Origin of the sequence: Bacteroides clarus YIT 12056, from assembly GCF_900129655.1 — a bacterium.
GTDB classification, from domain to species: Bacteria; Bacteroidota; Bacteroidia; order Bacteroidales; family Bacteroidaceae; genus Bacteroides; species Bacteroides clarus.
The window spans coordinates 22,664-44,048 of sequence record NZ_FQWK01000010.1 but is presented as its reverse complement, the minus strand read 5'-3'; the positions used below and the strand labels follow the sequence as shown (position 1 = coordinate 44,048).

Annotated in this window: 26 protein-coding genes, 2 tRNA genes and 1 pseudogene; 23 read left to right on the top strand and 6 right to left on the bottom strand. The window is 39.0% G+C overall.

Going from position 1 to position 21,385, the window contains the following annotated elements:
* Positions 1 to 140: 140 nt before the first annotated feature.
* From BUB52_RS15035 to BUB52_RS15020, 4 genes are all read right to left on the bottom strand, one after another.
* On the bottom strand, positions 141 to 2,186 hold the full coding sequence (locus BUB52_RS15035; protein ID WP_009120346.1) for a glucosidase family protein: 2,046 nt from the start codon (positions 2,184 to 2,186) through the stop codon (positions 141 to 143).
* A gap of 594 nt (positions 2,187 to 2,780) precedes the next feature.
* Positions 2,781 to 3,872: a type I restriction endonuclease gene (locus BUB52_RS15030; RefSeq protein ID WP_009120348.1), complete on the bottom strand. Its 1,092-nt coding sequence runs from the start codon at positions 3,870 to 3,872 to the stop codon at positions 2,781 to 2,783.
* A gap of 38 nt (positions 3,873 to 3,910) precedes the next feature.
* Positions 3,911 to 4,567: a hypothetical protein gene (locus BUB52_RS15025; RefSeq protein ID WP_009120349.1), complete on the bottom strand. Its 657-nt coding sequence runs from the start codon at positions 4,565 to 4,567 to the stop codon at positions 3,911 to 3,913.
* Between the two features lie 37 nt (positions 4,568 to 4,604).
* The gene (locus tag BUB52_RS15020) at positions 4,605 to 5,303 is read right to left on the bottom strand and encodes a S24 family peptidase (RefSeq protein ID WP_009120350.1); all 699 of its coding nucleotides are present in this window, start codon (positions 5,301 to 5,303) and stop codon (positions 4,605 to 4,607) included.
* Between the two features lie 163 nt (positions 5,304 to 5,466).
* Between BUB52_RS15020 and BUB52_RS15015 the strand changes: the two genes are divergently transcribed.
* Both BUB52_RS15015 and BUB52_RS15010 read left to right on the top strand, forming a co-directional pair.
* The gene (locus BUB52_RS15015) at positions 5,467 to 5,769 is read left to right on the top strand and encodes a hypothetical protein (protein WP_009120351.1); all 303 of its coding nucleotides are present in this window, start codon (positions 5,467 to 5,469) and stop codon (positions 5,767 to 5,769) included.
* Between the two features lie 132 nt (positions 5,770 to 5,901).
* Entirely contained in the window at positions 5,902 to 6,267 is a 366-nt protein-coding gene (locus tag BUB52_RS15010) for a hypothetical protein (protein WP_039950149.1), read from the top strand.
* 655 nt (positions 6,268 to 6,922) lie between these two features.
* Here BUB52_RS15010 and BUB52_RS15000 read toward each other — a convergent pair.
* Positions 6,923 to 7,102, bottom strand: coding sequence for a hypothetical protein (locus BUB52_RS15000; protein ID WP_009120356.1), 180 nt, complete (start codon positions 7,100 to 7,102; stop codon positions 6,923 to 6,925).
* Positions 7,103 to 7,222: 120 nt separating this feature from the next.
* Here BUB52_RS15000 and BUB52_RS14995 point away from each other — a divergent pair, with 120 nt between their 5' ends.
* The 18 genes and pseudogenes from BUB52_RS14995 (at position 7,223) to BUB52_RS14915 (ending at position 18,621) form a co-directional block, all read left to right on the top strand.
* Positions 7,223 to 7,435, top strand: a complete 213-nt coding sequence (locus tag BUB52_RS14995; protein WP_009120357.1) for a hypothetical protein — start codon at positions 7,223 to 7,225, stop codon at positions 7,433 to 7,435.
* Positions 7,435 to 7,821 carry a helix-turn-helix transcriptional regulator gene (locus BUB52_RS14990; RefSeq protein ID WP_009120358.1) on the top strand — a complete coding sequence of 129 codons (387 nt, stop codon included), beginning with the start codon at positions 7,435 to 7,437 and terminating at the stop codon, positions 7,819 to 7,821. The genes BUB52_RS14995 and BUB52_RS14990 overlap by 1 nt, the downstream gene beginning before the upstream one ends.
* Positions 7,822 to 7,904: 83 nt before the next feature.
* Positions 7,905 to 8,114 carry a hypothetical protein gene (locus BUB52_RS15660; RefSeq protein ID WP_139259734.1) on the top strand — a complete coding sequence of 70 codons (210 nt, stop codon included), beginning with the start codon at positions 7,905 to 7,907 and terminating at the stop codon, positions 8,112 to 8,114.
* 228 nt (positions 8,115 to 8,342) lie between these two features.
* Positions 8,343 to 8,462 (top strand) — tRNA-OTHER (locus BUB52_RS15800).
* Positions 8,463 to 8,693: 231 nt separating this feature from the next.
* A tRNA-OTHER gene (locus BUB52_RS14980) sits at positions 8,694 to 8,761 on the top strand.
* Between the two features lie 37 nt (positions 8,762 to 8,798).
* Positions 8,799 to 9,737: an ATP-binding protein gene (locus BUB52_RS14975; RefSeq protein WP_009120361.1), complete on the top strand. Its 939-nt coding sequence runs from the start codon at positions 8,799 to 8,801 to the stop codon at positions 9,735 to 9,737.
* Positions 9,721 to 10,542, top strand: a complete 822-nt coding sequence (locus tag BUB52_RS14970; RefSeq protein ID WP_009120362.1) for a hypothetical protein — start codon at positions 9,721 to 9,723, stop codon at positions 10,540 to 10,542. Before BUB52_RS14975 ends, BUB52_RS14970 begins: the two co-directional genes overlap by 17 nt.
* Complete coding sequence (locus tag BUB52_RS14965; RefSeq protein ID WP_009120363.1) at positions 10,542 to 10,967, top strand: NinB/YbcN family protein; 426 nt, start codon at positions 10,542 to 10,544, stop codon at positions 10,965 to 10,967. Before BUB52_RS14970 ends, BUB52_RS14965 begins: the two co-directional genes overlap by 1 nt.
* A 2-nt stretch (positions 10,968 to 10,969) precedes the next feature.
* Complete coding sequence (locus BUB52_RS14960) at positions 10,970 to 11,617, top strand: hypothetical protein (RefSeq protein WP_009120364.1); 648 nt, start codon at positions 10,970 to 10,972, stop codon at positions 11,615 to 11,617.
* 2 nt (positions 11,618 to 11,619) lie between these two features.
* Positions 11,620 to 13,308 (top strand): DEAD/DEAH box helicase, encoded by a 1,689-nt coding sequence (locus tag BUB52_RS14955; protein ID WP_009120365.1) that lies wholly within the window; start codon positions 11,620 to 11,622, stop codon positions 13,306 to 13,308.
* Positions 13,305 to 13,670 (top strand): VRR-NUC domain-containing protein, encoded by a 366-nt coding sequence (locus BUB52_RS14950; RefSeq protein ID WP_009120366.1) that lies wholly within the window; start codon positions 13,305 to 13,307, stop codon positions 13,668 to 13,670. The genes BUB52_RS14955 and BUB52_RS14950 overlap by 4 nt, the downstream gene beginning before the upstream one ends.
* A 32-nt stretch (positions 13,671 to 13,702) precedes the next feature.
* Positions 13,703 to 14,455, top strand: coding sequence for a TrmB family transcriptional regulator (locus BUB52_RS14945; RefSeq protein ID WP_139259732.1), 753 nt, complete (start codon positions 13,703 to 13,705; stop codon positions 14,453 to 14,455).
* Positions 14,394 to 14,939, top strand: coding sequence for a DUF6633 family protein (locus tag BUB52_RS14940; protein WP_139259730.1), 546 nt, complete (start codon positions 14,394 to 14,396; stop codon positions 14,937 to 14,939). Before BUB52_RS14945 ends, BUB52_RS14940 begins: the two co-directional genes overlap by 62 nt.
* Positions 14,940 to 15,053: 114 nt before the next feature.
* Positions 15,054 to 15,473 (top strand): PcfK-like family protein, encoded by a 420-nt coding sequence (locus BUB52_RS14935; protein WP_009120369.1) that lies wholly within the window; start codon positions 15,054 to 15,056, stop codon positions 15,471 to 15,473.
* A gap of 4 nt (positions 15,474 to 15,477) precedes the next feature.
* The gene (locus tag BUB52_RS14930; protein ID WP_039950140.1) at positions 15,478 to 15,888 is read left to right on the top strand and encodes a zinc-finger-containing protein; all 411 of its coding nucleotides are present in this window, start codon (positions 15,478 to 15,480) and stop codon (positions 15,886 to 15,888) included.
* A complete protein-coding gene (locus tag BUB52_RS14925; protein WP_009120371.1) occupies positions 15,885 to 17,231 on the top strand; it encodes a PcfJ domain-containing protein in 1,347 nt (448 codons plus the stop codon). Before BUB52_RS14930 ends, BUB52_RS14925 begins: the two co-directional genes overlap by 4 nt.
* A gap of 702 nt (positions 17,232 to 17,933) precedes the next feature.
* A pseudogene (locus BUB52_RS16015) lies at positions 17,934 to 18,017 on the top strand (ASCH domain-containing protein); the annotation flags it as partial.
* Positions 18,018 to 18,144: 127 nt separating this feature from the next.
* Entirely contained in the window at positions 18,145 to 18,621 is a 477-nt protein-coding gene (locus tag BUB52_RS14915; protein WP_009120374.1) for a M48 family metalloprotease, read from the top strand.
* A gap of 69 nt (positions 18,622 to 18,690) precedes the next feature.
* On the opposite strand, the gene BUB52_RS14910 is transcribed toward BUB52_RS14915, so the two are convergent.
* Positions 18,691 to 18,963: a hypothetical protein gene (locus tag BUB52_RS14910; RefSeq protein WP_009120375.1), complete on the bottom strand. Its 273-nt coding sequence runs from the start codon at positions 18,961 to 18,963 to the stop codon at positions 18,691 to 18,693.
* Between the two features lie 179 nt (positions 18,964 to 19,142).
* Here BUB52_RS14910 and BUB52_RS14905 point away from each other — a divergent pair, with 179 nt between their 5' ends.
* The 3 genes from BUB52_RS14905 (at position 19,143) to BUB52_RS14895 (ending at position 21,383) form a co-directional block, all read left to right on the top strand.
* Positions 19,143 to 19,679, top strand: coding sequence for a methyltransferase domain-containing protein (locus BUB52_RS14905; protein WP_009120376.1), 537 nt, complete (start codon positions 19,143 to 19,145; stop codon positions 19,677 to 19,679).
* Complete coding sequence (locus BUB52_RS14900; protein ID WP_009120377.1) at positions 19,676 to 20,782, top strand: phosphoadenosine phosphosulfate reductase domain-containing protein; 1,107 nt, start codon at positions 19,676 to 19,678, stop codon at positions 20,780 to 20,782. The genes BUB52_RS14905 and BUB52_RS14900 overlap by 4 nt, the downstream gene beginning before the upstream one ends.
* A gap of 103 nt (positions 20,783 to 20,885) precedes the next feature.
* Positions 20,886 to 21,383 (top strand): IbrB-like domain-containing protein, encoded by a 498-nt coding sequence (locus tag BUB52_RS14895; protein WP_374937723.1) that lies wholly within the window; start codon positions 20,886 to 20,888, stop codon positions 21,381 to 21,383.
* Positions 21,384 to 21,385 lie beyond the last annotated feature (2 nt).

Genomic DNA, 21,385 nt, shown 5'->3' with positions numbered 1-21,385 from the left:
TAGTTGTATATATGTAGGGATAATCGGAAAATATTATGAAATTAGCCAACTAATTCATTACGAATTAGTTGGCCTTTAAAAGTGTTTTACTTGTGAAAAATTACTTCTGTTTTAATCAATTCTTAGTTTCGTTCGGATTACTATAATTTCACCTTGATTGTCTGTCCTTCTTTAATGTTTTTATCAATAATAGTTTCCTTGCCGTTCATAACTTTCACATTTAATTGATTTTTATCTATACGAGAAATCCTAATATCAAAATCTGATTGAAAAGCATGTATTTTATTTAAGTTCATATAATTCCAATATTTTGGAATACGGGGAGTCATCTCAAAGTTTCGAAAACCGGTTGGACGTATACCCAATAATCCTTCACTGTAGATACGGCAGTACATTCCACCTTCTGCTGAGAGATGGCGCTGGTCGCCTTCCGGCCATGCTTCGATTGGATAAGGGACATGTTCTCCCAGTAAACGGCGTTGTGAATACTCCTTAAGAAAACGCATTCCTTTCTCTAATTCACCTGCAGCCAGTGTACCTCGTAAAGCGTATAAGGTTGAACGATCCCAAAATGTTTTCTCTCCTTCTTGAGTCAGCAATCCGTCTTTCGTCCAAAGGCGGGAAAATAAGGCGTCTACCGTTCCTTGGGCACGTGTATAGATTCCCATGGATAACGGTGTACAGATCCAAGAACGAAGTACTGTATTTCCTTTATAGTAACGATAAGTGTGAAAGCCATGCATTTCATATCCGAAATAGGATTCGATTGCTTTTTCCATAGCTTCTGCACGTTTAGTATAATCCTGTATTTGTTTCTGAGGAATATTTAGTTCATGACCTAAATATACGGCTGAACGGAGTGCGTCATAATACAATGAAGATGTATTCAGGTTGGCTTCACCTGCAGGAAAACGATTTTCCAGTTCATCGGAGTCTGAAGCTACTACTCCATCAGGAGTCAGTTGGCGTCTGCAGTATTCCAGACACCATTCTATTAACGGCCAAAGTTCGCGCGCTACTTCTTTTTTTCCCAATGCAAGCGCATAGCGGGCTGCACCATAAGCAATCATTGCTCCATCACCGCGGTCTTTGGCACCGTGCCATATACCTACACCTTCAGAGATGATAGAACTTGGTATGGGTTTGTATTCCGGATTCATGAATCTGGCAAAATGGCGATAACAGTTTAAAGCAGATTCATTACCTACTTCATATCCTAAAAATGGAAAGAAAGGGTTGATGTATTCTGCTTGGTCGTTAGCCCAAACGGCGGCATAATAGCTGGCACCGCCGGGACCATGCATTAGGCCGCCTTTAGTACGATATATGCTCTCTACTCCACGTAATTTAGCGAAAGCAAACATACGATTCAATACTTTATCAGGAGTGTCTAAGATAAAATTACCCCACCATTCGTCAATGAGCGCTTTACGTTTGCCATATTCTGCTGCGACATCAATATCAGTAGGAGTAAGTGCGCCCTTTTTCTTAATATCAGACATCTTTTCAGCGGAAAAAAGAGCGTAAAAATCTAATGTATCGCCCGGATTCAATTCATAAGAACCGCTCTTCGAAAGAGTTGCTTCCATACGATAAGCGCCGTCAATGCCAATTTCTTCAGGGCTGGTATAGCTTAGACGCCAGTCTGGGATACGTAAAGTGATGGTATTGGGACTGTTATTCTTAAACTTATATTCTTCTATATAGTAAGGTTCTGTTGCGGAAGGATAAAAAATACTTGTAAGATGGATGGCGTCTTTGTAATCTTTACGACGTAGAGTATAAGTGTAGTCGCTTTCTATACGCATGATACCGTTAAAATTGATGCTCTTGGTGTTTCCGGAGTGGAGTATGATATTCTGTTCACCCATAGTTACCATTGATGGAATGTCAGTATATATATCATGTTTTAAGTGATTATGCGTTTTATTGGGTTGATGCCGTAACATTGGGAATATAAGGGTACGTTGTAAGTTGAATTGCTGTTGGGAATTCACTCCATAGTGTAGGACCACCGAAATCATCTGCCCGCTCATTTCAAGATGATCATTATGAGGAAGGTTCGTACAAGTTTTCCATTGAATAGAACCATCATCCTGCATTGTCCAGCGGTCTGAAGAGGCTTCTTGTGCGAAAACAGGAAAACTTGTAATAAAAAGTAACATGAATAGAATTTTGGTCTTCATAATATAAATATTTAATAGTTAAAATACGGATATACAAAAGAAGTGGTATTTACTGTATTCTCTTTGAAAAAATGTATCAAAGGTTATTAAAAATGTGTTCTGCCTTTTTTTTATTCATATTTAACGGCTTTTTTTATTTTGCCGGCAAAGCCTATAAATAAAAGCACTTCCAACGTTCGCTTACGAAGGAAGTGCTTACACAAAAACTAAACTAGACTTATAGTATTGGAAATATTGCTGTAATCTGTGTATCACTTCTTTGCAGGTTAGCTGAGATAGGTGTCCGACAATAAACGAGAAAAATCAATTCATGTTTTGTAATGTTACGTTACTTTCATTTATGTTTTCAAGCACTTCATCAATGAACAAAGAACGATAATGTGGGCACTCAAGAACGCCCTTGTTTCTGGCTTCCCGATACACTTTGGAGAACAACTTTGCTTTCTCCTTGTCAGTGGTCGGTAGTTCCTCTATGGGAGTACCAAGGAACCGGCATCCCCAACCTTTACAGGTGGGGGTAAGGGAGCAGTGTTTTGGGTTTTTCCACTGACATAAGCAGTTAGCAATTATATTGTTCATAATATCACAATAACATTAATCTTTGTGCTCATACATATCAATTGCCTTAAAGAAATCATCCTCATAATTATAGATGTCATCTAGATTCTCAATGATATGTTTTACATCTTTTTTGTTTTCATCAATAGTGGCTACATATTTAGTAGCTGTATTAAAGTACATACGACAAATAGGTTTACGGTTATTATCGTCAAGTAAAATGCTGAAGTAAGTCTGTGCATCACGGTATACTATACGAGATATATCCACTTTCTTTCTACAAATAGCTTTTACGATTCTGTATGCATCCAATTCCTCTTCTGTGGTAACAATCTTAGATTCTGTGATTGCTTCTGCTTCAGTTTCTTCTGTTGTAGTTCCAGGATTCTTTGTTTGACTTTCCTCTACTTTGGAATCACTGACAGTCAAAGCTCCTTTCAAACGGTCATTAATAATATCGTTGATATGTGAAGAAATGGCGCGTTTAACCAAAGGTGTGAACTGATCTATTATGTTTTGAAGCATTCTACCATCATAAACTTTTGTGGCAAACATTTTTACGAAATCAGTACTAGGAGAGGAGAATTCTTCTTGTATGATAGCTTTTAGTTCTCCCATATATTTTAATTCACTAGCTGAGTTCAAAATATTGTCTATGTCAAAATATGATTTGTGGAATTTCTTCAATTCTTCAATTTGATTGTCTCTTAAATCAGTGATATCTACTTCCAGAAATGGCTTATCATCCATTATGTTAGGCTCTTTTAAATCAGTATAGAATCGGTAAATAATGCCATTGGTTAAAAGACCGAATTTAGCTTTTGATACATTGAAATAGCGTAACAGTTGGTTGTCATGCAGATTTAAGTCTTGTTTCCAATGTTTGCATTCAATCAAAAGAATAGGTTGGTCGTCTTTCATAATAGCATAATCAATCTTTTCTCCTTTTTTTGTACCGATATCACATGTCATCTCAGGAAGTACTTCCAAAGGATTGAATACATCATATCCGAGAGTATTAATAAAGGGCATGATAAAAGCATTTTTTGTTGCTTCTTCTGTCTGAATGTTTTCTTTCAGCTTTTCGATTCTATCTGCGAGCTGTTTAATAGTGTCTTTAAAATCCATAGTATTGGAAATATTAAAAGTTTATTATTATGTAAAAATTATTCTTCTATATTGTTGTGATTAGTTTTTTCATTCTCTGTTGCTTCTTTTTCAATAGCTTCTTTAATTAAGTTTTTGACTTTTGCCAAATCTTCATCTTCAGTATCTTCTTGGTAAATTATATTTTTTACGTTTCTATCGAAATAATAGATATAGTTACCAATTGTAGAATTACCTCCTTTTGTTTTGCATCTAAATTTGTGCGTAACTTTCCATCCATAGAATTCAGGCTTGATGTTTTGCGCAAGTTGTTTTATGGTATCAGATTGAGCATTCATTATTTCAATATATAAATTAGCCTTTTTGAGTTCTTTATCAGCTTTTTCTTTTGCTTTATAGTATTGTTCTCTTCCATATTCTGAATAAGAATCACTCCATATATCCATGCTGCTGTGTGCTTCTTTTATTTCCTTTAAAGCCTCATTTGCATCTTTCAAAAATTCATTGAGAATATATCCATATTTAATAATGACTGAATCAGTATAGACTGATAAAAAAGCACTATCTACTTTGGTTTCTATCGGCTGATAGCTCTCAAAATCATATAATGTTTTGAACATTTCATTTTTGATTATTTCCAATGCTTTTTCTTCTTTTGATTTACACCCTGATAGAATGAATATGGCAGTCAACGCCATGATAATTACATTTTTCATAATAATATTGTACTAATTTATAACTTTTAAATTGTATTTACCATCCTTTGTCTATTTGTATTTTGATGACTTTCCAAACAGACTTAATCATGCTTTTAGGAAGTTCTTCATCCGGTACATTGGCATTGTGAGATATACACCAGATGTATTCATTAGGATTTTCATTATAGCGTGATACTTCTTTAGTAATTCGGCGGCCATCGGTAAGTTCGATAACGAAAATATTACCATAACCGAAATATTCTTGCCAATTTAAGACTTGGCGAAGCAGTAAAAGGCTACCTGACGGGCAGGTAGGCACCATACTATTTCCAGATTGTATAATGCAAATGTCTCCTTCTTTGGCATCGGTGAAAGGGGCATATCCTTCTATATATTGGGGCTCCCCTATGATGGCATTCGGGGAGTGCATTCCCCCAACGCTATCAATATGTACGATAGGTATAAGCTTATAATCGTACTGAATTTCACGTGATTTAGGAGCATAATTTTTGTGTATAGTAATTTCATTTCCTGTTGGATATTCTCCGATGAGCATCTCTCCTTCTCCCGTTAACAACCAGTTTGTATTTAAATCATGAAAGAAATTAGATATTTTATCTATCGTTGAACGCCTGGTGTTGTCTCCCATTTTAGATACTGCGCCATTGCTTAATCCAACAGTCTTTTCAAACATTTGAACGGTTAAACCAGTATAATCAATAAAATGGGATAGTCGTTCTTTTAATCCAGCCATAATAGAGTTAATTAGAGTTAATATCTAAAAATAATTAGATTTGTTGTTTGTTGAATTAGATATTAAATCTATCTTTGCATCATCAACAATAACAACAACAGCAAAGTAAGCGAGTTTTGTCGAGATAACCAAAAAAACAATATACCTAAAAAGGAGTAAGACAATGAAAAAGTACGATTTACGCAAGATTATGAAAACGGCTCATGAGATATACAGAAAGTATTTCAAGCTATACCAGCTTACTCACGGTGTACAGACTTTCGGTGACTGCATGAAAGTTGCTTGGGCTAATGAAAAGAAGCGTATCGCTGATGAAGAAGCAAGAAAAGCAGAGAAAGAAGCTATGCAAGCTGCTTTAATACAACCGGAAAGAAGAAGTACTTACGATTGCTTCAACGCTCCATCTTCCGCCTACTACAATCCAAACAGCAAAGGTGCTTTCGGTTCTCGTTACGTAGGCGACTAAATATAAACAAAGCTGCAGAAAAGGTCAGTGCTATACCGGTGATAAAAGCCGCGAGGGTTCGTGATAGCAAGCGGACACTTTACCCTTCACCGGGCAGCTTTCCCAAAATTGATAAACTTAAAACCAAAAGATATGCTACAACAAGAATTTGAAGAGAGAACAGGATTAAAACTATCGGTTGAGGGTTATGCAGAGGTTGAGGAATGCTACATGAATACAGACCTTGATAAAGACGCTTTTTGTAAGCTGTGGATTGAGAATCCAACCGCACTTAAAGAGATAGAACGAAAGACTGTATCAGTACGTGAACTTTACGAGGAACGTAAATGCCTTTCTAACTTCTTGATAGACCAAGCCGAAAAATGGAGCGCAAGCGATTTGAGAGAAAAGGCAATCTCCATGATTGGTGAATGTGAATATCTCAGAAGAAAGATTGCTAAAGGCTACAATCTTTGGGAAGCGGATAAAGAGTTGCTTTTAGATATTCTGAAAAAGTAGAAATAAATCTCTATCCGGTCTTTGAGCCTATCCTTTGATGGGAGATAGAGAACAAGATGGAGTGATTGCCCTAAGTAGTCCGTTCCAGAAAGCGATACTGGCGCTTACCCTCAAACCCAACATAGAGGACGCGAGAGATACCCGGAGTAGCAAGAATTTGCGATGATGTCTGAATGGGAGTTCAGAACGAGCGAAAGATTTGCAACGGTGCGAAATGAGAAGCCGACACGCCCCGAACGGTCATGTAGTGAAGTACAATAGCTGATAACTCCGTTGAGAAGAGCAGAGAGAGCTTATCGGGGCACGAATATTAATTAAAAATAGAGAGAAAATGAATGAAATAATAGATTACATTAAAGATTCGCCAATCGAGTATGCGATTGATGCATTGTCAGTGAATTTTGTGTTGCAAACACTCCTCTCAATAGTATTACTTCCCTTTATATTATACCTTTTTTGGAAAGTTTTTAAAGAGTTGTTTCGAGGAAGGCGTAATAATTATGGTAAAAAGATTAACCTATGAAAGCAATTATAGAAAAGCAAGTAAGCATACTTCCTGAGAATGGTAGATTTGTCAGTAAGAGCGATACCGGGAGAGAACCTTGTATAGTAATTATCAAACTGTTCTCAATTCCGATATACAGAAAAGAAGTGATTATTTCCAAATGAGTTTTAGTAACTCAGAATAGGGAAGTTTGGTTATAATACGCTTCAAATAACCTTCGAGGAAAGAAATTTCGCAACCACCTTCTTTTAAAGGATGTACACTTTGAATAGCATCAAGATTAATGATACATTTTTCCTCGTTAACAGGGATTTCAATGAATTTACTCATACTTACTTAATTTTTAGATTTTGCACTCCAAAGTTAAGTAAATCTCCCGAATAAAGCGTGATGCCGCCAATCGAATTGGTTCGGGAGAACTCAAATATTAATCATTAAAATTTTATAGTAATGAAAAAGAAAATAATCACAGAGAACTACACTCCGGCTTTGAGAGATATGGAAGTAGGAGATATTCTTACTTTCCCAGTGAAAGCGAAGCCTTCAATCAAAGGAACAATAATTCCTCGGTTAAGAGAGGAATTTTGTGTTGAAGGCGCAGACTGGAAAGTAGGAGAGACTGATAAGAAAAAAGGTCTTTTTGATGTAGAAAGGGTTGCGTGATGATTTCCCTTTCTCCTGCGGAAATGCTTGTTGCAAATGAGTATTGCAAGGGACTTGCCGACAAAGAGGTAGCAAATAATCTGAGTAAGTCTGTTTGGACTATCAAGACACAGAAACGGACTATCTATCGAAAGTTAGGCATATCCAAAGATACTGAATTGCTTCTGTATATGATTTGCGACAGGTTGAAACGCAATTTTGATTTGAACGAGTTACGGAAGCATGGACTTGAACTTTTATTCTCCATTCTTTTCGTAGTGATGCAAGTTACTTGTAATGATATTGATTTGCGGAGAATGAAAACACCCTCACGAGCACGTACTGCAATGCGCTATATAAGAATAGGGGGGCGGAGTAATAATAATTTTAATTTTTGGGCAGCATGATATATGAGGTAAACGGTAATTTACGCAGTTCCATGTTGATTGATGGGACGGCGGAGGCAAGATTGGCAGATATACTTACCATCATGGATAAGCGTACCTTTCCTAAGAGAGAATCAGAAAGAATAGTAGGTGGGCCAGGTAGATTGAAAGCTTTGGTAAATTCTCGAAGAGTGAGAGTTGAATATAGACCTAATGGACGAAGTTATTACAACGCTTCGGATGTGTTGAGTTTTGCAAAAGTAAGAAAAGGAAGAAACCATGAAAAGAATAATTCTCAACGTGCTATTGCTTAATATATTGGCTTTACCTTGTTTGGCAATGTTTAATGGTGTTGACCCGGTAACGGGAGAGTGGAACTATACTATTAACCTTTTTGGTATAGTGTATTCGGTTTGGTTTTGTCATAATGTGTTGAAGAAGATAATAAAGATATAAACCTCAGCGGAGGAAGTGTTTATACAAAAACTTGTTTTAGTTAGACTACTGCCGGCAAGGTCTGTGAAGATATAGCGGGCAGAAACGGGTAATTAGCTCAGTCAGGTAGAGCGGTACATGATTATTTAATGTTGGTAATTTGTCATGGTATTATTTAAAGGTTTCATTCATGTACAGGTCGTGGCGTTCAAATCCCACATTACCCACGAGGATAATCCTCTATTTATTAACCAATAATGCCGGCGAAAAGGACGTCGTAGGGAGAATGCCCCTATTTGAGTTTTATACTTTAAACTATCTTGTTAACTACCCTTCCCGGTGTGGCTTGGCCGCCTATCCGGGAGCAATGCCCAAGCGAGGGCAGATATAGTTTAGTATTTTTATTTGGTTGTGCTGAGGTGTTCTGTCTGTGAAGATAGTACACCTTTTTCTTATTCGGGAGTTCGGTGTAATGGCTAACACACCTCATTCGAGGAGACTGGCGGTTCGAGTCCGCCAACTTCCACGATATTTTTTTTATTAACCACATAAATTTTATCATTATGAGTTTGATTAAGAAACCTAACGAGCTGACCGTTAAGACTACATTGTCAGCGCTGATTTATGGACAACCAGGTATGGGTAAAACGACATTGGCATTATCTGCCCCCAACCCTGTGCTTTTCGATTACGACGGCGGTATTCACCGTGTCAATGCGGCCCATCGTGTACCCACTGTTCAGATTACAAGCTGGGATGAAACGAATCAGGTACTTGCTTCTGAGGAAATCAAAGAGTTTGATACGATTGTGATTGATACCGCCGGAAAGATGCTCTCTTTCATGGATAAGGCTATCATGGCAGCCAACCCGAAAATGAAGAAAGCTGACGGAACTCTTTCATTACAGGGGTATGGAGTGAGAAAGAATATGTTCATCAGCTTTGTAAATCAGGTAACCTTAATGGGTAAGTCTGTAATCTTCGTGGCCCATGAACGGGAAGAGAAAGTCGGTGATGAAAAACAGATACGCCCGGAGATTGGCGGTTCATCTGCCGGCGACTTGATTAAGGAACTGGATTTGGTCGGTTATATGGAAGCCATTGGCAAGGATAGAACAATCTCCTTTGATCCGTGCGAAAAGTTCTACGGTAAGAACACCTGCAATCTTTCTTCACGTATCAAAATACCTGTCATTATTGATGCTTCCGGTACCATTACGGGAAAGAATGATTTTATGACGAACATTATCAATACCTATAAAGAGTATCAGACAAAACAGACAGAGTTATCTTCAGAATATGATAAGGTTCTTGAGGTTATTCGTGATACAGTGGAGCAGGTGACCGATATGCAGTCGGCCAATGAGGTACGGGAAGCGATTGCGGGAATGAGCCATATCTTTGATACTAAGGTACGGGCCGGTATGATGCTTAATGAAAAATGTAAGAAGCTTGGATTAAAGTTTAATAAACTCAGCAATAAATATGAACCGGCAGCCTAAGTACAGATTTTACCCGTCGCTACTCGATAAGTTCGAACAGTATCTACGGGCTGATGAACAGGTGGAAAGCTTCTGGAACATTGACAACGAAACGGGGGAATATAAGAAAAGTCCCGAAGAAATTGAAGCGGAGCTCAAGCAAAGCCTGCTTGATGCAATAAACCGCGTTCCGTTTGAGAGTGAGGCGGCCGATAAAGGGACAGCATTCAATGCTGTCATTGACTGTTATATCCACAGGAAAAAACATATTCCAAGCGAACGGGAACCATATACCATTGTCGGTGATGAAGAAACCAACATTATTCAGGTTGACTTCCCGCCTACGGATATAGCGCCTGCCCGTCATTTCTTGTTTGACCGGGCATGGTGTATTGAGCAGTCGAGATATTTTGCCGGTGCATTGTCCCAGGTCTTTGTCTCTGCCATTATCTCCACCCGTTACGGTGATGTGGAGCTTTACGGGTTTATAGACGAACTTCTCCGGGACATTGTCTATGACATCAAATCAACATCCAAATATGATTTCGGTAAGTATGAACATGGATGGCAGCGGCATGTATACCCTTATTGTCTGATTGCTTCCGGTCAGATGGAGAGTGTGAAAGCGTTTGAGTACACTGCCTATCAGTTGAAGGGCGGTACCAGTCGGACACCACTAATCAGCGGAACGCAGTACCCGGAATACTACACCTATAACCACGAACAGACGGTTAAACTGTTGACCGCCCACTGTGAGCATTTCATAGAGTTTTTGGAAGCTAACAAGGAACTTATTACAGACAAGAAAATCTTTGGGTTAGAGTAATGGCACAAGAAGCAATTTTAGAAAAGGTTAAGGGTGAGGTACACATGAGCAAATCTTTTGACTTCATGTGTTCCCAACTTCGTAATGGTCGGTACCGTGTGAAAATCGAACGGTTCACAGAGCCGCGGACATTATCGCAGAATGCTCTTATGTGGCTTTGGTTCACTTGTATTGAGCAGGAAACGGGGACGGATAAACAGGATGTACACGACTATTACTGTAACCTTTTTCTTAGAAGAGCTTCCTATATCAAAGGTAAAGAAACGGTTATCGCCGGAAGCACCTCGAAACTCAATACAGTGCAGATGACGGACTTTCTGAATAAAGTACAGGCCGATGCCGCTGCCGAACTGGGAATAACACTCCCTCTTCCGGCTGACCGCTACTATAACGAATTTATCAACGAATATCAAGACAGGAGATAGAAATGAATATCACAAAAGCAAAAATAACGAAGGCCAACACGCTTGTTGCCACTTTTAAGAACGAGAATGAGGATAATGTGACTGTTGAGGGAAAAAATCTTATTCATAAGGATTTACGTGCTGCATTCGATGAACTTATCCCTCACCTTACTTTCCTCTGTGAGCAAAAGGAAGCTGACGGTAAAGATTCCATAGATGAATTGCCGGAAGAAATCTTCTCTACATTTGAGGTTACCGGCTATACAATCGGTGGTTCCGACGATAATACCGGTGTTACTTTGGTCGGTAAACGCTTTCTCAAAAGTAAAAAAGTGCTCAATCTCATTGCACCGTTTACCATGTTCAACAATGAGAACGAGGAATACGAACACGCCTTTGAGCTGCAGCAAGCCATTGATGCTTGTAATTATGAAGTAGAACAGTATCTGACTGCAAAGAAATGGGCAGTAGTTCAGCAGGAACTTCCATTTGATGAAAGTGCTCCGACTGATATAGTGGCTGACCCAGTAGAGGGCGCCGCTTTTGAGGAGGAAGCTAACGAGTTCCTCAAACAAGTGGCGGAACAGACTGGTACTACTTTGATTGTGAACGGTAAGAAAGTGAAACCGCGTCATTCACGCAGTAAGAAAGTTAAAGAAACGGCAGCTTGATTATGGCAGCACCTTTTTGTATCACCAAATATCCGGACGGTTTCAAACTTAAATTCATGTATCATCCGATGCTGATTAAATGTGTGAAGAACATCCCGTCAGTCAAGGCAAACGCTAAAAAGGCTTATCTTTTTAATGAAAAAGCCTGGTGGGTTGACCTTGCCGATGAATGGTATGTCAACACTATGGCAAATTGGGCGGTACAATATGGATATTGCGGATCGGTACAGCGGTCGGAGCAACGAAAAGCTGATATAACTTTTGACATTGCTCCGATGCCGCAACTGACCGTACCCCATGGGTTACTCCTTGAACCATACGATTATCAGAAAGAGGGCATTGCATACGCTTTGTCTCATAAACGGTGTATCTTCGGTGACCAGCCGGGACTCGGTAAGACGTTACAGGCAATAGGTACGGTAACGATTGCAAAATCTTACCCCTGCCTTGTTATCTGTCCGGCAGCGTTGAAAATAAACTGGCAACGTGAGTTCAAGAAGTTTGCTGGAAAACAGGCTTTAATTCTTGATGATAAGAACAAAAATACTTGGCAGCGCTTCATTGAAACCAAGTGCTGTGATATTTTCATTACTAACTATGAGTCGCTGAAAAAGTTCTTTGTTCTGGACGTTAAGGATGATGTACGGTTTACGATGAAATCAATCTCTTTTGACCCTCGTATAACGCTTTTCAAATCAGTTATTATTGACGAGTCCCATAAATGTAAGTCTACCAAGACCCAGCAAAGTAAGTTTGTTGAAGGTATCTGCAAAGGTAAGGAGTTTATTCTTGAACTGACAGGAACACCTGTTGTGAATGATAACACCGACCTTATACAACAGCTTAAGATAATGGGACGTCTGGAAGACTTCGGCGGGTATAAGACATTTACCGAGCGCTTCTGCAACGGACCGAAGAAAGCATCCAATCTGAAAGAACTGAATTGGCGTCTTTGGAATACATGTTTCTTTCGGCGTGAGAAAGCAAAGGTATTGACCCAACTTCCGGACAAGACTCGGCAGTATATCGAAATGGATATAACTACGCGGTTGGAATACGAAAAAGCGGAGAGCGACCTTATACAATATCTTCGTGTGTTTAAGAATGCGGACGATGAGAAAATCGCTAAGTCCATGAGGGGAGAGGTTATGGTAAGGATGGGCATTTTGAAAGCCATTTCCGCTCGTGGAAAAATCAAGGCGGCTGCCGAGTTTATTCATGACGTTATCGATGGGGGAGAAAAGCTGATAGTATTTGCTTATCTGAAAGAAGTAGTAATGGAACTGAAAAAGATGTTTCCTCAAGCAGTAACGGTTACAGGTGAAGATAATGCTATCCGGAAGCAGATGTCAGTAGATGCTTTCCAAAATAATCCGGATTGTACACTTATTATTCTGAACTACAAATCGGGTGGTACGGGGCTTACGCTGACTGCATCTAGTCGTGTGGCCTTTATTGAGTTCCCATGGACGTTCAGCGATTGCGAACAGGCGGAAGACCGGGCACACCGTAACGGCCAGAAGAATAATGTCAACTGTTACTATTTCCTTGGAAAGAATACCATTGATGAATATATGTATGATGTCATTCAGCGGAAGAAGGGTATAGCTAACGGAGTGACCGGTACTGATGATGTAGTTAAGGAGAATGTGATAGATATGGCTATGGACTTATTCAAAGGTAGATTATGAGAAAGAAACAAACTACACCGCAATCGGAAAGTCAGATACAGCATAGTTGTCTGACTTGGTTTCGGCATCAATATCCGTCTTTAAGCCGTATGCTGTTCGCTGTTCCTAACGGTGGGAAACGCGATGCCCGTACCGGCGCTCAGATGAAATATGAAGGCGTTTTACGTGGCGTTGCCGATTTGATACTTCTTATCCCTAAGAAAGGTTTTGCGTCTCTCTGTATAGAGATGAAAACTCCGAAGGGGCAACAGAGAGAGGAACAAATTGAATGGCAGAGAGAAGCGGAAAAGTATCGAAATAAATACGTTATCTGCCGTTCTCTTCAAGATTTTATGAACGAGGTTAATTCCTATCTACGATGACTTATATTGAACTAATCAATAATTTTTGGAATGTGAGGCGTATTAGACCGATGACAAGTTACGAGGCTGATTTATATTTTTATCTTCTGAAAGAATGTAACTCGAGAAACTGGACTAATCCGTTCGAATTGCCGACGAGAGATGTAGAGTATGCTCTATCCATCTCACGCAAAACAATTTGTGACCTGCGCAACAAACTCCAACAAAAAGGATTGATTTCTTTTAAAGAGGGGAATAAACGTGGTGGAAGTGCCATTTATACGATAGTTTATGTTACCTGTGGAAACATAAGTGGTAACATAAATGGTAACATAAACGGTAACATAAGTGGTAACATAAATGGTAACACTATAATAAAGAATAAGACAAAGACTAAGAATATAGGAGGAGATAACTCTGACGAGTTATTCCCACCGGAGCCACCACCGAAAAAGAAGCCGCCTAAAACTAAAGTGGAGTTTATACCACCGACCGTCGAAGAAGTAAGAGAGCATTTCCGGGGCAAACTTCCCGACTGGGAACTGCAAGCGGATATTTTCTACAACCATTTCTCCGGTCTTGGTTGGAAAACAGTCACCGGTGCCAAGGTTGAACGTTGGGACAGCCGGGCCAATCTTTGGATAATCGAAAAAAAACAGCAAGGTAATGGAAAAACAGAACCCCAAGGACAAAACGGTCGGGATGCTGATAAAGCAGCAAAGGCAAGAAACCTCATTGCGGAGTATGCGGCCATCGAGCAGGGATGTGATGCTGTCGGCCATCAAGCAGAGATACCCGACCTTTAGCCAAGCATCTGCCGCATATTCGACATCGCTCCAGCCGATACTTCTTGCCGACCTTGATAAAGCGTACAGTGAGAAGTCCCCCACGTTGTCAGACCTTGAACGGATGTACGGTGACGGCTCCTCGTCTTTGTGGGCAAAGACGCAGCTACTGACTATTGATTTTGCCTCTGCCACAAAAGAGAGTGCTGATGAAAATGCTTTGAACGAGTTCTCAAACTTGTTTGTAAGGCAGTACCACTACATCAAGCTGACCGAATTCATTCTATTTGTCGCCCGGTTCAAGCTGGGCAGATACGGTAAATTCTACGGTTATTTCGACACGATAACTATTGGCGAGGCTTTCCGCAAGTTCCTCAAAGACCGGTCGGATGAGCTGGATATAATCATCCGGAACCGCAATAATCGGGCACAGGAGCAACAAGCACCTGTAGAGCGGAATCACCAACCACCCGACGACTTACGGGCAAAACTCAAATTAAGATGAAAGACATAAAACTGATAGCGACTATTCTGTCAATTCTGACAGCGTATGCCGCTTTTTATTTTGTCTGCTACTGGATAGCGGACTATTGTTTAAGGACTTATTTGTAACGCAATTATGGAAAACAAAACTTTCAAAGAAGCTATCAAGAGTTATCTTGATGAACGTGCCAGGACTGACGAACTGTTTGCCAAGTCCTACGCAAAGGAAAACAAGAATTTGGACGAGTGCTGTTCTTACATCATGGGGGAAGCCCAGAAGCGAGGCAATGCTGTATGTATTTCTGATAACGAGGTATTTGGTATGGCCGTACACTATTACGACGAGGACGACATAAAAGTCAATAAACTTCCTGCCGGCACGAGAACCGTCACTTCCATTTCACCCAAGGCGGTGAAGTTGACTGAGGAAGATAAACAGAGGGCTCGTGAGGAAGCGATAAAACGTCTTACCGAAGAGCAATATGTTTGGCTTAAGAAAAAGCCGTCACGAGGAAAGAAAGAGGCAACAGAAGTCCAACAGATGTCATTGTTCTAAAGTTATGGATGATGTTTTATCAGGTAAGATTTGTCCCTATTGTGGTAATCCTACCGAGTATGTGGATAGTTCTGTTATTTATGGGTGTTCTTATGGTATGATTTATCTTTGTCGTGATTGCAGGGCTTATGTTGGAGTTCATAAAGGTACGGACCAGGCATTGGGACGATTAGCAAATGCAGAACTAAGGGAAGCCAAGAAAGACGCCCATTTCTATTTCGACCAGATAGCCAAAACTAATCTTATCAATAAGATTTGGAAAGAGCATATTCCCAATACCTCAAATAGAAATAAGGCCTATTTGTGGTTATCCATTCAATTAGGAATACCACGTGAAATATGCCACATAGGAATGTTCGATGTAAAAGATTGTAAACGAGTAGTTGAACTGTGTAAACCATTAATAAAGCTATGAAACCACGTACTAAATTGCAAAAGGAAGTCGCCGAGCTGAGTGAAAAGTTGGGTGAAATCTCCGAATCTCCCAAAAATTGGGCAAAAGAGCACTTGTTTGCTCACACTGCGTATAAATGCAAGGATGAACTTTGGTGTTCAGAATGTGGTAAGATGTGGATAAATACCGATAATAGCGAGTTGGGTACTATCCTTTTGGGTGATAAGACCGAATGCCCTTATTGTCACCATAAATTGGACGTAACAGTAAGTCGTAAGAGCCAGAATAAAGAGGAAATCTACATGGACATACTGCAGGTTGTAGGTGGCTTTCAAGTTATACGTCATATCCTGTGCTGCAAGTATTCTTGCAAAAGTGGTTTTCGTGAGCATCCGATATCAAATCCTTATTACAGTTTCTTTGAGACTGTTCAGGAATGGATTGCAGTTAATGGCAAACGTACCATTATCGCCAGGCCTATGAATATGGGTGGCAATGGATGGTTGTATAGTGAGCCTTTGAGTATAAAGAACGAATACGGTAGCGGTTATTACAATTATGGAGATGTATACTCTATACATGGATGGTTATATAGCAAGATAGAGGTTCTCCCGGAATTAAAGAAACGCGGTATAGGCCGGAATTTTCCCGATGTCAATCCGTCGAGGCTTATACGATCGCTCTTAACCGGTAATAATGATGCCGAACTCTGTTTGAAAACAAAGCAGATGGCAATGCTTAAGCACATGGCTAAAGAGGGGTATTATCAGCTTCGATACAAGCCGTCTTTCAATATCTGTAATCGTAATCATTACATCATCAGGGATGCCGGTATGTGGAATGACTACATCGACTTGCTGCTCTATTTCAAGAAAGACGTACGTAACGCTAAATATGTCTGTCCTAAGAACCTGAAAGTCGAGCATGATTTGCTGATGAATAAGAAAAGGAGTATTGAGGCAAAGCTTCGCAGGGATAGGGAAAGACGGGAAGCAATCCGTCGTGAAAAGGAACGTAGAGAGAACATCATTCAGTTCTACAAGAGAATGGAGAAGTTCTTCGGTTTGGAGATTACAGACGGAAGTATAACTATCCGTCCATTGGAAAGTATAACCCAGTTCTACCAAGAAGGGAAAGCAATGCACCATTGCGTATATACGAATGGGTATTACAAGCGTAATGATTGCCTTATCCTTTCTGCTCGTATCGGGGAAAAACGCATCGAGACGATAGAATTGTCTCTGAAAACTCTTGAAGTAGTCCAATCCCGTGGTGCATGTAACCAGAATACAGAATACCATAAACGTATCATAGGACTTGTCAAAAAGAATATAGGTTTAATTCGTAATAGATTATCAGCATGAAACATATTATCCGAAAAATAGAATACATCACCGGCGATAATCATCGGTGTGAGAAAGTGACGAAGATTCTGCGGAAGCATCTGAATGGCCTTCTTGTTCGTAATTTCACAGACGGTATGAGGTATTTTGTTATTATATCAATGAAATTCCTATTGCGGATTTTCACGAGCTAAAGAAGGGAATATTTGGCTTTAATGCAAAAGAGATTATTCAGAGAGAAATAATCAATTGAGTTTGTTAGTAAAACATGAAAATAAAAGAACCAATGCGAGTATAATTCTATACTCCTCAGCTACTTATAGTAGTGAGTGCCGTACATTGGTTCTTTTATTTATAATAAGGCTATTACGACAAAACAATAACCTTATTTCGCCATTTTATGCATAATACAAAGTATACCATACACAAGGCATAGAAAAATGATTATTTTTTCCATGGTTTAAATATTAAATGAAAAAATCAGTTAAATGAATAATCAGCAAGAAGTAAATCAGCAAAAATAGCTTGTGTAAAAGCCTAAATATTATCAGCTGTAATAGCTGTAGGTTACAGGATTATATATGGCGCCATATTGGCATTAACACTAGGAGTATGATAAGCTATAGGCTTAGTCATTTAAATATTACTAAAGCAGTATTTTATCAACTAGGATACACGAAGGAAAGAAAAAAAAGTGAATATGCAAAATTAAGGAAGAAAAAAATGAAAGCAATAATCATAAAACAGCCGTGGGCTTCTTTGATAGTTCACGGTATCAAAGACATCGAGAACCGTACTTGGAGCTGCTGTGTGCTGAAGGATACAGTTCTATTCGATAAGCCAATTATGAATGTGAAAAGGAAATTGTGATTTTGGAAATATGAACTAAAATCCTAATTTTGCAAAAGATAAGTTTATTCTAAAATTATTGTGTATGAATTTTGATAATATAGATAAAACAGAAATTTTCGATGCCTTTCTGGGGAAATATAGGGATAAAATAGATTTAAATTCTACAATCAGTGTTTATAATTCGGATTGTCAGGGTGGGAATATTGTACAGCAACTTGAATCAACGAACAATGATAGTCCTTATATCTGTGATGTGGAAAACTTCGAAATTATGCGTTCCGAATCCATTTGCTCTGCATGTAATTTTACTCAAAAAGAAGAGTTTGCATTAATCGCGCATGAATTAGGACATCTTAATATTAAATTAAATGACATAGAATGTAACGATACTCAAGATGAAGAATGTAAGGCTGATGATTATGCGGTAAAATTAGGGCTAAAGAGCGAATTAAAAAGTGCATTATCTAAAATGTTAACTTTTTGTTCAGACGATTGGCTAAAAACTTTAGAAATCTCAGATTATGAATCTGATTTAGAAAAAAGAATAACCCGTTTATAATTTTACAGACAACTCCTGTCAGTGCTTTTTGAATACTCGGTAACTGCTTTGTGGCGGTTATCGGGTATTTTATTTGAATAGAGATACTAATAATGCAGCAATGGCAATAATGGTATTAAAAATAAGGAGCCTTTTTTCAATTTTAGCATCTTGACTCTGTTCCCTACGATATTTCTGTTGAGCAAGTATTTCAACCTTTTGGGTTTGCATAGATTTATATTGCTCTTCCATGAGAATACGGTTATTTTGTTCGTCTTTCTTTTTTATATAAGTTGATTGCTCGGAAAGTCCAGAACCTATATCAAAACCTAAATCACTTTTATAAGAATTAAATCCATTCATAATTAATAAGTCTTTATGTAAATGATAAATACAAAAATGATGCCAAAAGGCTATACAATGAAAAAATAATGGAATCTCTGTTTTTTTACTGCCAAATCGTGTCAGTAACTTCTTTGATACCGGATAGTCCGTTCATGGATTATTCGGTATCTTTATTTTGTAAATCAAAATAATAAAGTATGTACGCAGTAAATCAGTATGATGCAATTGCAGAGAGTTACGATTCTCTGTTTAAAGATGAAGTCAGCATTGAGGAGAATAATAAGATAGCCTCGATGCTTTTTGATGTTTCCGGAATTATTCTTGATGTGGGATGTGGTACCGGATTGTTCCTTGATATTCTGAAAGTATCTCCAGATGAATATTTCGGTATCGATCCGAGCAATAAGATGCTTGAAGTTTTTAGGAAGAAGCATCCCGGGTATTATAATCTATGCATCCCGTTTGAGATGTTCAACCTAAAGTTTATGGTATTCAATACCGTTGTCGCCCTGTTTGGTTCGGCCAGTTACATTGAAGTCGAAGCGTTAACGGATATCCCCGAGGAGAAGAATTTGTTCCTTATGTTCTATAAAGAAACGTATCATCCGGTGACTTATGAACGTAGCGGTTGCGAATTGGAATATTATGAACATTCGAGGTGTGAGCTGGAACAAGGCTTTCCTCATTGTGAAGTAAAAGAGTTTGGTAACTATTATATCGTGACTAACGTATGATATTATATTCAGAACAAAATGTGTATGAAGCGGCGAAAGAACGCATAAGGCAGTTATTTTCTATAGGTGGCCGTCTGGGCGTTTGTTTTTCTGGAGGCAAAGATAGTACCGCTTTGCTGCATATCACTTTGGAAGTGGCACGTGAACTTGGTATTCGAAAGCTACCGGTTATGTTTCTTGACCAGGAATGTGAGTACACATATACAGTCGAGTATATGCGTTATGTTATGTCTTTGCCAGAAGTAGAGCCTATTTGGGTACAAGTACCATTCAGATTATGGAACGCCAATAGCGGTGATTGGTTTATTCCTTGGGAACCAGGAAAAGAATGGATGCGTGAAAAAGAGGATATTGCTTTCAAAGAGAATGTATATGATGCTGACAGATTTAAAGACATGTTCAACGCTATTGCATTTCATCACTTAGGAGAAGATTATGTTTCTTTGGGTGGTGTCCGTATTGAGGAATCTCCGGCCCGTCGTGCAGGATTAACAGGCAAGGAGACCCTCCCTGGCATGACATACGGAAAGCGTTGCAGTCATGGAGTAGTTATGTACCCTTTGTATGATTGGTCTTACCGCGATATCTGGTATTATATCTTCTCCAATCGGTTAAGATATAATAAAGCCTACAATTACATTTTCTCAAAAGAGCCGCTACGTTCGGCCAGGGTGTCCTCTCTGATTCATGAGAACAGTAATCAGAATATCCCTTACTTGCAGGAAATTGACCCGAAGGCATATAATGCCATGTACACCCGTATCCCCAATATTGGTACGACAAATCATCTTCTGTTGGATGCCTTTGAAGAGATACGTAATTATCCGAACTGTTTTAAGGATTGGCCGGAATATTTGAAGTATCTCATTGATAACATAGTGGCTGAGGATAAGAATAAAATCATTTTCTCCAATAATCTGAAGACAGTGATTACTAAAGTAGCAAATTGGTCTGATGTAGACCGTCTTGATATTTACCGCGCTTTTGCTCGTGGGATTATTACCGAAGACTTTGAACAGACAAAGTTAAATAACAGATTATTGGTTCATAAATCAAAGTATAAATATGGAAAGGCTAAAAGAAATAATCATCCGGATGCTTGATGAAACGCCGGACAAAATAAACTTTTTGAATGAAGTGAGGCAACTTCTATTTTCCTTGTCCCCGGAGAAAGTAAACCCGGTGGATCGTGTTCTTTGGGTTCCAATGGAAATGGTAAAGGCAAACAACTATAATCCTAATGCCGTGGCAAAGCAGGAAATGCAGTTGCTTTATACTTCCATTCGTGAAGATGGATATACTCAGCCTATCGTTACGATTTGGAGCGAGGAAGAGCAAAAATATATTATTGTAGACGGTTTTCACCGTAACCTCATTGCACGTATGTACAAGGATATTGCCCGACGGAATAGTGGTCGTCTCCCCATTGTGGTTATTGATAAGGATGTCAATGACCGTATGGCATCTACGGTCCGGCATAACCGGGCACGTGGTAAACATTCTGTTGACGGCATGACGAATATCATTTATAACATGATTAAAAATGGAGAGTCGGATGCAGTCATTTGTAAGAAGCTTGGCATGGAACCATTAGAGCTTGTAAAACTTAAGCACATCACCGGCTTTGCTAAGATGTTCAAGAACTACGAATACAGCAAAGCCATTAAAGAAATTATTCATCACACAGATTCAGCAGAGTTATGATT